The organism is Variovorax sp. H27-G14 (genome assembly GCF_046156345.1).
Classification (GTDB): domain Bacteria; phylum Pseudomonadota; class Gammaproteobacteria; order Burkholderiales; family Burkholderiaceae_C; genus Variovorax.
Genome location: NZ_JAYLVN010000009.1, coordinates 213,572 through 227,050, shown reverse-complemented (window position 1 = coordinate 227,050; position 13,479 = coordinate 213,572). Strand labels below are relative to the sequence as shown.

The 13,479-nt window shown below is 65.8% G+C and carries 16 protein-coding genes; 13 read left to right on the top strand and 3 right to left on the bottom strand.

Features of this window, described 5'->3' with window-relative positions:
• Nucleotides 1-98: 98 nt before the first annotated feature.
• The 10 genes from VLK31_RS21620 (at nt 99) to VLK31_RS21575 (ending at nt 8,000) form a co-directional block, all read left to right on the top strand.
• Complete coding sequence (locus VLK31_RS21620; protein ID WP_409170491.1) at nt 99-1,658, top strand: long-chain-fatty-acid--CoA ligase; 1,560 nt, start codon at nt 99-101, stop codon at nt 1,656-1,658.
• 40 nt (nt 1,659-1,698) lie between these two features.
• Nucleotides 1,699-2,883: a lipid-transfer protein gene (locus tag VLK31_RS21615; protein WP_409170490.1), complete on the top strand. Its 1,185-nt coding sequence runs from the start codon at nt 1,699-1,701 to the stop codon at nt 2,881-2,883.
• An 11-nt stretch (nt 2,884-2,894) separates the two neighbouring features.
• Nucleotides 2,895-3,335: a MaoC family dehydratase N-terminal domain-containing protein gene (locus VLK31_RS21610; protein ID WP_409170489.1), complete on the top strand. Its 441-nt coding sequence runs from the start codon at nt 2,895-2,897 to the stop codon at nt 3,333-3,335.
• A gap of 16 nt (nt 3,336-3,351) precedes the next feature.
• Nucleotides 3,352-3,795: a MaoC family dehydratase gene (locus VLK31_RS21605; protein ID WP_409170488.1), complete on the top strand. Its 444-nt coding sequence runs from the start codon at nt 3,352-3,354 to the stop codon at nt 3,793-3,795.
• A gap of 31 nt (nt 3,796-3,826) precedes the next feature.
• Complete coding sequence (locus VLK31_RS21600) at nt 3,827-4,657, top strand: SDR family NAD(P)-dependent oxidoreductase (RefSeq protein ID WP_409170487.1); 831 nt, start codon at nt 3,827-3,829, stop codon at nt 4,655-4,657.
• Nucleotides 4,657-5,451 (top strand): enoyl-CoA hydratase-related protein, encoded by a 795-nt coding sequence (locus VLK31_RS21595; protein ID WP_409170486.1) that lies wholly within the window; start codon nt 4,657-4,659, stop codon nt 5,449-5,451. Before VLK31_RS21600 ends, VLK31_RS21595 begins: the two co-directional genes overlap by 1 nt.
• Before the next feature lie 116 nt (nt 5,452-5,567).
• A complete protein-coding gene (locus tag VLK31_RS21590; protein ID WP_409170485.1) occupies nt 5,568-6,194 on the top strand; it encodes a hypothetical protein in 627 nt (208 codons plus the stop codon).
• 98 nt (nt 6,195-6,292) lie between these two features.
• Nucleotides 6,293-6,733, top strand: coding sequence for a hypothetical protein (locus tag VLK31_RS21585; RefSeq protein ID WP_409170484.1), 441 nt, complete (start codon nt 6,293-6,295; stop codon nt 6,731-6,733).
• A gap of 77 nt (nt 6,734-6,810) precedes the next feature.
• Entirely contained in the window at nt 6,811-7,266 is a 456-nt protein-coding gene (locus VLK31_RS21580; RefSeq protein ID WP_409170483.1) for a hypothetical protein, read from the top strand.
• Nucleotides 7,267-7,292: 26 nt separating this feature from the next.
• Entirely contained in the window at nt 7,293-8,000 is a 708-nt protein-coding gene (locus tag VLK31_RS21575) for a hypothetical protein (protein WP_409170482.1), read from the top strand.
• 75 nt (nt 8,001-8,075) lie between these two features.
• Here VLK31_RS21575 and VLK31_RS21570 read toward each other — a convergent pair whose 3' ends face one another.
• The 3 genes from VLK31_RS21570 to VLK31_RS21560 form a co-directional block, all read right to left on the bottom strand.
• Entirely contained in the window at nt 8,076-8,903 is an 828-nt protein-coding gene (locus tag VLK31_RS21570) for a hypothetical protein (RefSeq protein WP_409170481.1), read from the bottom strand.
• Between the two features lie 201 nt (nt 8,904-9,104).
• Nucleotides 9,105-9,377 (bottom strand): hypothetical protein, encoded by a 273-nt coding sequence (locus VLK31_RS21565; protein WP_409170480.1) that lies wholly within the window; start codon nt 9,375-9,377, stop codon nt 9,105-9,107.
• Nucleotides 9,378-9,739: 362 nt separating this feature from the next.
• Entirely contained in the window at nt 9,740-10,201 is a 462-nt protein-coding gene (locus tag VLK31_RS21560) for a CHAP domain-containing protein (RefSeq protein WP_409170479.1), read from the bottom strand.
• A 126-nt stretch (nt 10,202-10,327) separates the two neighbouring features.
• Between VLK31_RS21560 and VLK31_RS21555 the strand changes: the two genes are divergently transcribed.
• The 3 genes from VLK31_RS21555 (at nt 10,328) to VLK31_RS21545 (ending at nt 13,467) form a co-directional block, all read left to right on the top strand.
• Nucleotides 10,328-10,975 (top strand): response regulator, encoded by a 648-nt coding sequence (locus tag VLK31_RS21555; RefSeq protein ID WP_409170478.1) that lies wholly within the window; start codon nt 10,328-10,330, stop codon nt 10,973-10,975.
• Nucleotides 10,972-12,942 (top strand): ATP-binding protein, encoded by a 1,971-nt coding sequence (locus VLK31_RS21550; protein WP_409170477.1) that lies wholly within the window; start codon nt 10,972-10,974, stop codon nt 12,940-12,942. Before VLK31_RS21555 ends, VLK31_RS21550 begins: the two co-directional genes overlap by 4 nt.
• Nucleotides 12,943-13,158: 216 nt before the next feature.
• The gene (locus VLK31_RS21545; RefSeq protein WP_409170476.1) at nt 13,159-13,467 is read left to right on the top strand and encodes a hypothetical protein; all 309 of its coding nucleotides are present in this window, start codon (nt 13,159-13,161) and stop codon (nt 13,465-13,467) included.
• Nucleotides 13,468-13,479: the final 12 nt, after the last annotated feature.

Sequence of the window (13,479 nt, the reverse complement as noted above, 5' to 3'; positions counted from 1 at the left end):
TGACGTGTTCTGCCATGCGATCGAAGCGAAGTGCAATCGCCGGGCGGTGGCTGGATTTCTACCATGCGACTGCACAAGAACAAGACGGAGACAACACCATGTACCTGACCCAGGGCCTTCACCGGGCCGTGCAGCAGCGCCCCCATGCCATTGCGGTGCGCTTTGCCGGCCGCGCACGCAGCTTCAGCGAGATGGCCGAGCGCGTGGCGCGCCTGGCCGGCGCGCTGCAGTGGCTCGGCATGCAGGCGGGCGACCGCGTTGCCATGCTGTCGCTCAACTCCGACCGTTATCTGGAGTACCAGCTGGCCGTGCCCTGGGGCGGCGGCGTGCTCAACCCCTGCAACATCCGCTGGTCGGCCGCGGAAATTCTGTATTCGCTGGAAGACTCGGGCTCCACGATTCTGCTGGTCGACGACACCTTTCGCGGCGTGGTCGAGCAGATGCGTGGCCAGTCGAAAAGCTTGCGTGAGGTGATCTATTGCGGCGACGGCCCCGTGCCGGCGGGCATGCATGGCTACGAAGGCCTGATCGACGCCGCCTCGCCCGTGCCCGACGCGGTGCGCCGCGGCGAAGACCTGGCCGGCATCTTCTACACCGGCGGCACCACCGGGTTTCCCAAGGGTGTGATGCTGAGCCACACCAACATCTGCAGCTCGGCCCTGGCCGCGCATGCCGAGGGGTTGGCGCCCGACGGCGGCTGCTACCTGCATGCCGCGCCCATGTTCCACCTGGCCGACATGGGCCTGGCCACGCCGCACTGGTTTGCCGGCAACACGCACGCCATCATTCCCATGTTCACGCCAGAAGGCGTGCTCGACGCCATCGAGCGCGACCGCGTGACCAGCCTGCTGCTGGTGCCCACCATGATCCAGATGCTGGTGGACCACCCCGCCATGCGCAAGCAGCGCGACCTGAGCAGCCTGAAGGGCATCACCTACGGCGCCTCACCCATCTCCGAGGCCGTGCTCAACCGCGCCATGGAAGCCTTTCCGGGCGTGGACTTTGTGCAGGCCTACGGCATGACCGAGCTGTCGCCCATCGCCACGCTGCACCCGGCCTTCTTCCACACGGCCGAGGGGCGCAAGCGCGGCAAGCTGCGCTCGGCGGGCCGCGCCAGCGTGTGCATGGAAGTGCGTGTGGTCGATGCCGACGGCGCCGAAGTGCCGCGCGGCACCGTGGGCGAGGTGGCGGTGCGCGGGCCCAACGTGATGCAGGGCTACTGGAACAAGCCCGAGCAAACCGCAGCCGCCCTGCGCAACGGCTGGATGCACACCGGCGACGGCGCCTACATGGACGACGACGGCTTCATCTTCGTGGTCGACCGCATGAAAGACATGATCATCAGCGGCGGCGAGAACGTCTATTCCGCCGAGGTCGAGAACGCCATCAACCAGCACCCCGCGGTGGCCGCCAGCGCTGTCATCGGCATTCCCAGCGACGAGTGGGGCGAGGCCGTGCATGCGGTGCTGGTGCTCAAGCCGGGGCAGGGCATTCAGCCCGACGAACTGATTGCGCACTGCAAGACCCTCATCGCCAACTACAAATGCCCGCGCAGCGTGGCCGTGCTCGACGCGCTGCCGCTCTCGGGCGCCGGCAAGGTGCTGAAGACCAAGCTGCGCGAACCCTTCTGGCAAGGCCGCCAGCGCAGCGTGGCCTGAGCGCCTGCGTCATCCATCCACAACCTCCAGGAGCCTTTCAATGAGCCAAGACGTCTATGTGGTCGGGGTCGGCATGATCCCCTTCACCAAGCCCGGCGCCAACCAGCCGTACCCGCAAATGGCCAGCCACGCGACCAACGCCGCGCTGAAAGACGCCGGCATCGGCTACGAGCTGGTGCAGCAGGCCTACGTGGGCTATGTGTACGGCGACTCCACCGCCGGCCAACGCGCGCTGTACGAGGTGGGCATGACCGGCATTCCGGTCGTCAATGTCAACAACAACTGCTCCACCGGCTCCACCGCGCTCTTCCTCGCGCGCCAGGCCGTGGCCAGCGGCGCGGCCGACTGCGTGCTGGCACTGGGCTTCGAGCACATGAGCCCGGGCGCGCTGGGCGCGGTGTTCAACGACCGGCCCAGCCCCTTCGACCACTTCGAGCGCATCACCGACGAGCTGGTCGGCAACGAGCAGGTGCCGCTGGCGCTGCGCTACTTCGGCGGCGCGGGGCTGGCGCACATGCAGCAGTACGGCACGCAGATGTCGACCTTCGCCAAGATCCGCGCCAAGGCCAGCCGCCATGCGTCGAACAACCCGGTGGCGCTGTTTCGCACGGTCATCACCGAAGAAGAGGTCATGGCCGCGCCCGTCATGTGGCCCGGCGTGATGACGCGGCTCATGGCCTGTCCGCCCACCTGCGGCGCGGCCGCCGCCATCGTGTGCTCGGCGCGCTTTGCAGAACGCCATGGGCTGGACCGCAGCGTGCGCATCAAGGCGCAGGCCATGACCACCGACCGCGCCATCAGCTTCGAGAGCCGCGACATGCGCGAGGTGGTCGGCTTCAGCATGGCGCAGGAGGCTGCGCAGAAGGTGTACGACGCGGCCGGTGTCGGCCCGCAAGACGTCGACGTGGTCGAGCTGCACGACTGCTTTGCGCACAACGAGCTCATCAGCTACGAGGCGCTGGGCCTGTGCCCGGTGGGCGGCGCGGAAAAGTTCGTGGTCGACGGCGACAACACCTATGGCGGCAAGGTGGTGACCAACCCTTCGGGCGGGCTGCTGTCCAAGGGCCATCCGCTGGGGGCCACCGGGCTCGCGCAGTGCACCGAGCTGGTTCAGCAACTGCGGGGCACCGCCGACAAACGGCAGGTGAAAGGCGCGCGGCTCGCGCTGCAGCACAACCTGGGCCTGGGCGGTGCGTGCGTGGTCACCATGTACGAACGCGTGTAGGGGCGGCCAGCATGATCGACAGGAAATGGATCGGCCACGCGCTTGCGCCTTCGGTGCTGCCCATCGAGCGCACGCGCCTGCAGTTCTTTGCCAAGGCCATCGGCGAGACCGACCCCATCTACACCGATGCCGCCGCCGCGCGCGACGCCGGCTACCCCGACCTGCCCGCGCCGCCGACCTTTCTGTTCGCGGCCGAGCTCGACTCGGGCGCGTCCGGCCGGCTGCTGGCCGACCTGCAGATTCCGTTGTCGAAACTGTTGCACGGTGAGCAGAGCTTCACCTACCACCGGCCGGCCTGCGTGGGCGACACGGTCACGGTGCGCTCCACCGTCACCGACATCTACGACAAGAAAAACGGCGCGCTGGAGTTCGTCGTGAAAACCTCGCGCGCCACCAACCAGCGTGACGAGCTGGTGGCCGAGCTGCGCGCGGTCATCGTCTGCCGCCGTTGAACGAAGGCACCGCGCAATGAACACCGTCGCCACCACCACGATCACCCCTGTCACCTTCGACGCCGTGCAAGTCGGCGACGAGCTCCCCGCGCTGCAACTGCCGCCCGTGACCCGCACCACGCTCGCGCTGTTCGCGGGTGCCTCGGGCGACCACAACCCCATTCACATCGACACCGACTTCGCGCGCCAGGCCGGCATGCCCGACGTGTTTGCGCAAGGCATGCTGGGCATGGCCTGGCTCGGCCGGTTGCTCACGCAATGGGCGCCGCAGTCGCAGCTGCGCCGCTTCGACGTGCGCTTTCAGGGCATCACGCATCTGGGCCATGCAGTGCGCTGCAGCGGCCGCGTGCTCGAAAAGCTGGAGCACAACGGCGAGCGCTGCGTGCGCGTGGAGGTGCTCAGCGCCAACCAGTACGGGCAGGCGCGCATCGCCGGTGAAGCGCTGGTGGCGCTGCGCTGATTCATTCAATAAATAAAAAAGGAACAGAGACATGACACCCAAGCTCGACGGCAAGGTCGCCCTCATCACCGGCTCGGGCCGCGGCATAGGCCGCGCCATTGCATTGAAGCTCGCGTCCGAGGGCGCGCGCGTGGTCGTCAACGACCTCGACACGGCACCGGCCGAGGAGACTGTGCAGGCCATTCGCGCGGCAGGTGGGCAGGCCGTGGCCTGCGTCGGCAGCGTGGCCGCGCCGGACTTCGCGGAGCGCTTCGTCGGCACCGCGGTGAACGAATACAAGGGCCTGGACATCGTCGTCAACAACGCCGGCTACACCTGGGACAGCGTGGTGCAGAAGATGACCGACGAGCAGTGGTACGCCATGATCGACGTGCACCTGACCGCGCCCTTTCGCATCCTGCGCGCGGCGCAGCCGGTGATTCGTGCGCTGTCGAAGGCCGAGGCCGAGGCGGGCCGGCGCGTGGTGCGCAAGGTGGTCAACATCTCGTCGGTGGCCGGGCTCTTCGGCAATGCGGGGCAGGCCAACTATTCGACCGCCAAGGCCGGCATCGTGGGCCTCACGCAAACGCTGGCCAAGGAGTGGGGCCGCATGAACGTCACCGTCAACTGCGTGGCCTTCGGCTTCATCCAGACGCGGCTCACGGCCAGCACCGCTGAGGCCAGCACGGCCAACATCGAGGGCCGCGAAATCAAGGTGGGCATCAACCCGGGGCTGCTGGCCATGATGGAGCAATCGATTCCGCTGGGCCGCGGCGGCACGCCTGAGGAAGCGGCCGGTGCGGTGTACCTGCTGTGCACGCCCGAGTCGGACTACGTGAGCGGGCAGACGCTGATGTGCACCGGCGGGCTCACGGGCATCTGATGAACATGCAAGAGAGCGAAGGCATTGCCTGGGGCGTGGCCGATGGCATCGGGCGCATCGTGCTGAAGCGACCCGAGCGCGCCAACGCCATCGGTCGCAGCAACGCCTGGGTGCTGGTGCGTGCGATCGACGAGGTGATCGCGCAGCAGCCGCGCGCCATTCTGCTGACCGGCGAAGGCCGCGTGTTCTGCGCCGGTGGCGACATCGGCGAATTCGTGGCGGCCGGCGAGGCTTTGCCCGCGCTGGTCGACGACATCCTGAACGGCTTGCACCCCGCGCTGCTGCGCCTGTCGGCCCAGCCCGCGCCGCTGGTGGTGGCGGTGAACGGCGCGGTCGGTGGGGCGGGCGTGGGGCTGGCGCTGTGCGGCGACTTTGTGCTGGCGGCCGAATCGATGAAGCTGCGCACCGGGTACGCGGCCATCGGGCTGTCGCCGGATGCAGGGGCTTCGTACTTCCTGGCGCGCCGTGTCGGGCCGGTGCGTGCGCAGCAACTGCTGATGCTGAGCGACGCCATCGACAGCCAGCGCTGCCTCGCCTGGGGCGCGGTCGATGCGCGGCACCCCGATGCCGAACTGGCAGGCGCCGCCGAAGCGCTGGCGGCGCGGCTCGCCCATGGGGCGACTGCTTCGTTCGCCGGTATCAAGGCGCTGTGCGCGGGCGCACCGGGGCGTTCGTTCGAAGACCACCTGGCGATGGAGCACCAACTGCTGCGCGACCGCGCCGGCAGCGCGGATGCGCGCGAGGGCGTGGCGGCGTTCGTGGAGAAGCGGGCGGCGCGTTTCACTGGCCGCTGAGCGGCGGCGCGGTTCGACCGACGCTCAGGCGGAGTTTTGCCTGCGACAAAGTACTGCTGCATCGGACGCTCGCTCAACGAGCTCCCTTGGCCGCCGTACACCGCAGACCGCCTCCCATGAGTGATTTCAATCTTCTGACCATTGCCACCGTTCAGTCGCACGTTGGTCCTGCTGTTGCCGTCTTGCTCGGCACCGATCGGTTCATCGGGCTCAAGCCGCTCCAATGGGTCGACAGCACCGATGCACCGGTTCGTCGCGTCTTTGCGTACGCGCAACTCAAGGGCGGGGTGGTTGCCCCGCGCTGGGGATATTCGTTCGACTTCGTGCCCCACCTCGCAGCCGGAAAGATGCAGTGGCATCGCACTGAAAAATCGGTGATCTTCGATGCGTTCGTCGATGGGCAATCCCTCGATATGAACCTGTCGTACATGTGGGGCGAGCGCGGGCTGCTCGAAGGCATGACGCCCCGGCTCGAGGAGGCCGTGCGCAGCGCCAAAGACTTCTGGCGGGCCGGCGGGCAAGGGAACGCGGTGTATGACCAGGTCATTGCGTTGAACGACCGGCCCGAGGCACAGATGTACATACAGTCGCCGGTGGCCGCCGCGTTTTGCCATGCACTCTGCGGACGCGAACAAGATGCGCGTCGCGCGATGGCGGTTTACATCGACCGAAACAGGCCTCGCGAAGACACAGTCCCAAAGTTGTGGGCGGCGCTGGACGGCGCGCTTCAAGGCACGTCATGACGTTGGCACGATCAACTACAGTGAGCGGCCAGCCGACCCCCGCACCCGTTGTCAAGATCGACCGATGGGTCAGTCGATGTGCCCCGAAAGCTTGATTCATGACTCTGCAGAAAAAAGGAAAGTACTGGTACGGCACCGGGTCGGAGGACATCCAGGCTGAACTCATTGCCTACAGCAAGCGCAACAAATACGCGGCCGTGGCTTTTTCTGGCGCGCGCTGCGCGTGCGGCGGCGCATCTTTCAAGCTCGAAACCGACGAAGACGAAGGTGCAGGCCGTCGAACTTGCGCCGGCTGCGGCGCGGTTCACCTGATGGGCGACAGCGAAGAGTTTGCAAGCGACGCAAATTTCGAACGCCATGAATGCGTCTGCGACGCGGACGAGTTCGAGCTTTTGTCGGGCGTTGCGCTCTATGCCGACAGCAACGACGTTCGGTGGTGCTACATCGGCTGCCGGTGCACGCACTGCAACTTGGTCGGTGTGTTCGCGGACTGGAAGTGCGAGGCCGGGGATGCCGACCTGTTTCTGGCCAAGACCTGAGGACGCTGCGGCAAGCACCTTGATGGCGCCGTTGCAGCATCTTCAACACGATTTTTCTGGTTACCGCATCAGCAAGCATGAGCAGCCATTCACATCGCGCAGCGCAAGAGCTGAACGCTCTGCCGCCTTCACCTAAGAAGTCTGAAGCGCTTGCCGCGCTGGAGGACATCCGCGAGTCCGAGCAGCGAACAAACGCGGCCGTCGAGCGATTGGAATTAACACTCGCGGCCCTGTCTCCTTCGCCGCGCGAGCAAGGAGTTTTTCGGCTTCTTCCGTGGCTTGCTGGGTTGCTGGCAATCGCCGCCATCGCCTCGGGAATCGATGCGATATGGACCTCCGAGTCGTGTTCGCGGGGCCGCAGCGGAGTCAGTTGCGTTCACGGCCCAAAAGCACAGTTGCAAGGCGCCGCCACCGTTGCGGTCGGCCTGATCCTTGCGATCATTCCGATGCGGTCGTCCGTCTGGAAATGGACGGTGGCCGCTCTCCTTGCCGCGCTTGTGTACGGGCTGTTGATTGCGTCGTTGCTTAACTAGCCATTTCATCTTTTTCAGCGTTTGCCATGCTCAACAGATCCGCCATCATTCTGGGAGCCTCAGGCTCTGTCGGCCAAGCCCTTCTTGCCGAGGTGCTGCACTGCGAAAGCTTCAGTCGCGTTCTCGTGATCACGCGCCAGCCGCTGGGCCTTCAGCTCGACGCGCGCGTGCAAGAGTGTCTGGTGCCGGACATGGTGCCGAACAAGCTCTTTCAAGCGGTTGTCGACGCGCTGAGCAAGCTCGATGGCGATGTTCTCGGATTCAGTGCTTTGGGCGTCGGCGCCGGCACAGCCAAAATTTCTTTGGAAGCGCACCGCGCCGTCGATGTCGATCTCAATGCCGCGTTCGCTCGCGGGCTGCGTGCCTCGGGAAAAGTGCAGCATCTCGCATTCATGTCGGCGATGGGTGCCAACGCGAATGCCAGGACAACCGGGTCTGGCGCGCCGGGAATGCCTCGCTACGCTCGCGTCAAAGGCGAGGCCGAAGCTGCTGTTCAGAAAGACGGGCCGGCGGTCGTGAGCATTTTTCGTCCGGCCATGATCATCGGCTCCCGACATACCCCGTGGCTGCTTTCGGCGATGCTGCCGCTGTTTTCGGCGTTGACGCCCGCAAGGTTTCGTTCCATTCGCACGACGGAGATCGCGCAGGCAATGGTCGCCGCCTCATTGCAGCCACCGGCACACAGCGCCATTTACAGCTACCCCGAAATGATGGCGCTCATTGCCGCTGCGTGAGAGCGCAAGCGTTGCGGAAATCGTCCGCAGGAAGACAGCCGAAACGAGTTCAACCCGCAGGTTCAAGTCAGTGGGTCATTTCGGATCGATGACATCGAACTCGAACTGCACCGGCGCGGAATCTCCGACGTACGCGCTGATCAGGTAGTGGCCCGCGGGGTCGCCTTTGGCCACGTCCCAAGACTTTGAAATGGTGCCGTCGTAGACGGTCAAGGTCACGTCCAGCGAAATGGTCTTGCGATCCGGTGACGTGCCGTAGGGCTGACCAGCGGTGCCCCACGTCTTCGGGGTCTGCGGCAATGTCATGCGTTCCAGAACGCGGACCTTGCCTGTCTTCTGGTTGAGTTTCAGGACCCAACCGTAGTTCTGGTCGATCTTTCGGGGGACGGTGTTCGAAGCCTTGAAGCCGAGCACGGCGTTGTTCGGCGCGAGCTTGAACAGGCCGAAGACCGCATCGAGCGGACACGCGCCATTCGCTGCCGGAGCGTCGGCGCAAGCTTTGAACACGGCGGCATTGGATGCAGAAATGGAGCCTTGCGACGTGGCGGGCATCGGGGCGTCGTTGGAACTGCGCGGCACGTCGCGCGTCGTTTGCGCGCTGATGTGGGTACACGCGACTGCGGCGGAAAGAACAAGAAGGTGGCGGATGTAGGTCATGGTGGATTTGGCTTGGCAAGCGGCTCTCGACCGATCATGCCTTGCATCGTGATCCAGCCGGCGGCTGACATTGCTGCCGATGCCGCCACTGCGTCGCTTCCAGCTCGCGTAGGCGCCCAGGTACTGGCTGCGCAGGTCGTTGGAGCCCGCCGCGTAGTTCACGATGCCCCGCGCGAAGCCCGTGACGCTCATGTCGCCGTCGAGCTGGCCAACGTAGATACCGGTGCGCCAGCGAGCATGGCCCACAGGTCAGCTGCTCGGGCAGTGCGGCGTACAAGGGAAAAAGCCGCAAAGATACAACTTGCAATGCCTATGGGCTACCCCCGAAAACAGGTAGATCCGCTCAGTGAAAGAGGGCCAAGGACGCGTCCGACGACATGATGTTTTCGATAGCTTTGCCGCCGCGCTAAAGACGGGCCGCGAAACTCGCAGCCCGCCGACCAGCTGCTAACTGCTGGTTTCAGGCGCGCCATGCCGCGCCTTCTCACTCAACTGAAACAGCTCCCCCGCCTTGCGCGCCAATTCAGCCGCAAGCCAAAGCAGGTTGTCCAGTTGTCGCGGCCCCGTGCCGCTGCACCAGTCGATGTCTTCCCCGTGGCAGACCCACAGCAGGGCTTCGAGTTGGGCGAGTGTGTTTTCGAGCTGGTCCGCAGGGTCTTGGGCGGTCTCGTCGGGGGAGTTTGGGGGCGAGTGGGCCCCGGCTATAGTCTTGGTAGCCATTTTTGTGCGGTCCTTTCTAGGGTGTTGCACTTTTTTGGTTAGACGGTCGGGGTGCTAGTTACACCCCGGCCGTCGCCTTTTGATACTTCGCATCTGCATCGTTGCTTGTTCAGCACCGACAACCTGCCGCGAGGCGAGCAGTCTTCAAAAATTTGTTTGGCTGTGTCTGTGGCGCCTTCTGTGTCCCCTTGCCGGGGTAGTGAGTGTCTGGGGCATTCACTGTAGACAACGGCGCCCGGCGTGCAGTCGTCACGCGCTGCACGAAGTCGCGATTCACGCCAAAAAATGCAGCTTCGGCTGTACGGGCAGGGCAGGCGGGCAGGGCGCGCGCGCCCATGCGCGCGTAACCCGCACGCTGCCGGTCAAAGGTCGTTCGGCGCTTGCGCGCTTTCCACATCACGGCACCACGCATAGATGCTCTTCGGCTGGCGCTCGAAAGGCTCTGGCAAGGTGACCTTGATGGCGTCGAACGGCGCTATCTTGAAGTTGGCAGCCGAGCAATGCACGACCAGGCTCGCGTGACCGTCCGCATCGGCCTCGACCACGATGCCGATGTGTCCGAAGCCCTCGTCGCTTCCCGCCTTCGGGTACACGACCAACGCACCCGGTGCGGCAGGCGCGCGCCGCTGAAAGCGCACGCCGCGTCCCATGGCGTCGGCCCAGATGCTGTCGGTGAAGATCCAGCCCGCCGCGTCCGTGAAGGGGCCCGGTTGGGTTCGCCTGCCGGAACCGAGCGCCCAGCAGACGAAGCCCGAGCAATCGCAGGCGCGTACCACCACTGCCGGGTCGCGCATGTCGAGCCCGGCGGCGGCGACCAGCGGCATGCGGCTCCTTTTCAAGCCCACCCACCTTAGCCAGGGCCGCGACCGAAAGCGATAGCGCGTAAGCGCTATGGCCTTGGACAGGGCATCTGACAAGAATCGTGTGGCGTCCACACCGTGGGGAGCCCGATGCAGATCCGCGTACTGATAGTCGAAGACGAACCGGAGTTCCTGCGCCGGTTTTCTCTCGCCGTGCTGGGTGACCCGGGGCTTTCGCTGATCGCCGCGGTGTCCAACGGATCCGCCGCAATGGCGCTGCTGGCCTTGGAAACGCCCGATGTGCTGCTGCTCGATCTGGGCCTGCCCGACATGGACGGCACCGAGGTGATTCGCCATGTCGCCCGGCACCACCCGCGGTGCGACGTGCTGGTGGTGACGATGTTCGGCGACGAGCAGCACGTGATCACCGCGCTGGAGGCCGGAGCAACCGGCTACCTGCTCAAGGACGCCTGTGGCGATCACGTGGCCGCGAGCATTCATGAGTTGCATGCAGGCGGATCGCCCATCAGCCCCGGCATTGCGCGTTGCGTACTGGCGCGCTTGCGCGCGGCGCCGGCCCGCACTGCGCAAGAGGTGGCGAGCGATGCCGTGCTGACGCCGCGCGAGACCGAACTGCTGCGCTTGACGGCCAAGGGCCTGAGCTTCGATGCCATGGGCGAACTGCTGGAGATTTCCCCGCACACGGTGGTGGCGCACGTCAAGAAGATCTATCGCAAACTGGCGGTGCATTCGCGTGGAGAGGCCGTCTACGAAGCCAGCCAAATGGGCCTGCTGTGACATGGCGCCGGCTGCGGGCGCTGTGGATCGCCTGCTTGCTGGTGGCTGGCGCTGCTGCTGCTGCTTTGCCGCAGGAGGCGCTGCAAGCGGCCGATCTTCAAGAGGCCGATCTTCAAGAAGCATCCACTTCGCCGCAGCAAGCATTCAAGCTGATCGCGGCGCAATCGATTCCGCCCGACGCAGGTGCGCAGTGGGAACGGGTGACGTTGCCCCACATCATCCGGTGGGCCGACAGCGCGCAGTCGCCAAGCCCTGTCTGGTTCCGGCTCGCGTTCGAACGCCCGAGCACATCGACCGGGCCCTGGGCTTTGTATCTGCCTTACTTTTACGGTGGGGGACAAGTCTGGCTCAACGGCCGACAGGCGGCCAGCGTGCCGGAGTCGACGCAGCGGCTTCGCGTGCGATGGGAGCGGCCTCATCTCCTGCTGTTGCCCGACGACCTGCTGCGCGCCGGCCGCAATGAATTGATGGTGCGCGCAGTGCCTGCGTTTGGCGAAGGCGGGCTGCGTTTTCCGCGCGCGAGCATCGGGCCGATGGTGCAGTTGAGCGAAGTGAACGACCGCCGCTTCTGGTGGGTACAGGTGGCGCCGCAGACCACGGTGGTGGCGTGCCTGATCGTTTCCGCGTTCGTGCTGTTCATCTGGTGGCGGCGCCCGGGCGAAGTGCTGTACGGGCTGTTCGGGCTTGCCACCGCGCTGTGGGGCATTCGCACCCTGACCTTCGTGATGCAGGTGATACCGGTCGACCGATGGGAGCTTTGGCGGCTGGTGTACCTGGGGGCCACCGGCGGCTTCGTGGTGGTCATGGCGGTCTTTGCGATGCGGTTTTCCGGACTGCGCCACCGGTGGGTCGAGCGTGCATTGGTGGCGTACTGGCTCGTCGGGCCGGCCTGGCTGTTGCTGCAAGGCCCGGCCGGCGAGGGCATGGTCAACCGCGTGTGGACGGCGGGGCTGATACCCATCGGCCTGGGCATCGTGGGGGTCTCGTTCTGGACGGTGTGGCGGCAGCGCACCTGGGTGTCGGCGGTCATACCCGCGGCGCTTGTGCTGGCGACGCTTGCCGGTGTGCATGACTACCTGATCTCGTGGAGCCCAGGCATGGTCGATCGCGTATGGCCAGGGTGGGCCGGACATCGCCTGTTCCTGTTGCACCATGGGGCCAACCTGCTGTTGTTGGCAATGGGCGTGCTGTTGTCCTTGCGCTTCATACAGACGCTCACGTCGCTGCAGCAACTCAACGAATCGCTCGAATCGCGTGTGGCCGACCGGGAGCGCAGCCTCTCGGCCAACTACGTGCGTCTTGCGTCGCTGGAGCGGCAGAACGCGGCCTCCGCGGAGCGCCAATTGATCATGCGGGAGATTCACGACGGGCTCGGCTCCAAGCTCTTCACGTCGCTTTCGCGCGTTGAGCGGGGCGACATGGACAGCCGGCAGATCGCGGAATCGCTGCGCGCCTGCATTGCAGACATGCGGCTCGCGCTGGATGCGCTTGCGCCGGAAGATCACGACCTGCGCACCGCGTTCGGCGACTTCATGTTCCGCTGGCAAACCGAGTTGAGCGCGGTGGGCGTGGGCGCCGCCTGGACGATCGATGTGCCCGAACACGCACCCGGCGTTCCGCCCCACACCACGCTGCAGTTGCTGCGCATCGCACAGGAAGCCCTTACCAACATCGCCAAGCATGCGCGGGCGCGGCGGGTGTGCCTGAGCCTGCAGCAGATCGACGGCCTGCTGCGGCTCGAAATTCAGGACGACGGCATCGGCGCCGCACCGGCTCGCGGCGCCAGGGGGCGCGGCATGAGCAACATGCGCACGCGCGCGGAGCAGCTTGGCGGCACGCTCGAAGTGCGGCAGGACGCGTATGGCACCTGCGTTGCGCTGAGCGCTCCCGCGAATCTTTCAGCAAGCTCCCCGGGGCTCGAGCCGGCTTTGCGCGGCATGCCCATCCCGCAAACGCGGGAGGCGTGAACTCGAAAGCGGCATTCCTTCGCCGCGCGGCCATGCATACATTGGGCAGGCACGCATCGCAGCCCTTCAGGAGAGAAAGCGCATGACCTCGGAAGATCATTGGACCCAGCTCGGCCGTTCGCTGCCGAAGGCGCTGCTCCCGCGCGGCGCAGCGGCCGCAAACCGCCGGCCGGCCCGGCGCATGCGTGCGGCCCTGCGCAGTGGAGTGCCGACAGCATGACGCCGAGCGCCGACCTCCTGTCTTCGGCCACGCTGATGCCGATCGTCAGCTGGCTGTATCTGGCCACCAACTCCGCACGGGCGCTCACCTACGTGCCGCAAATCGCCGCGGTGTGGCGCTGTACCGATGGCGCGAAAGCAATCTCTCTGCTGACCTGGGGGTCATGGGTGCTCGCCAACCTCACGGGGGTGATGTATGGCGCGCTCGTGGTGCAGGACGGTTTCTTTGCCGGCATCTCGGCGCTGAATTTCGTGTGTTGCTCGGCTGTCGCGCTGATCGCCGCGCGGCGCAGGGGGCTGGTTTGAACAGCTGCCTGC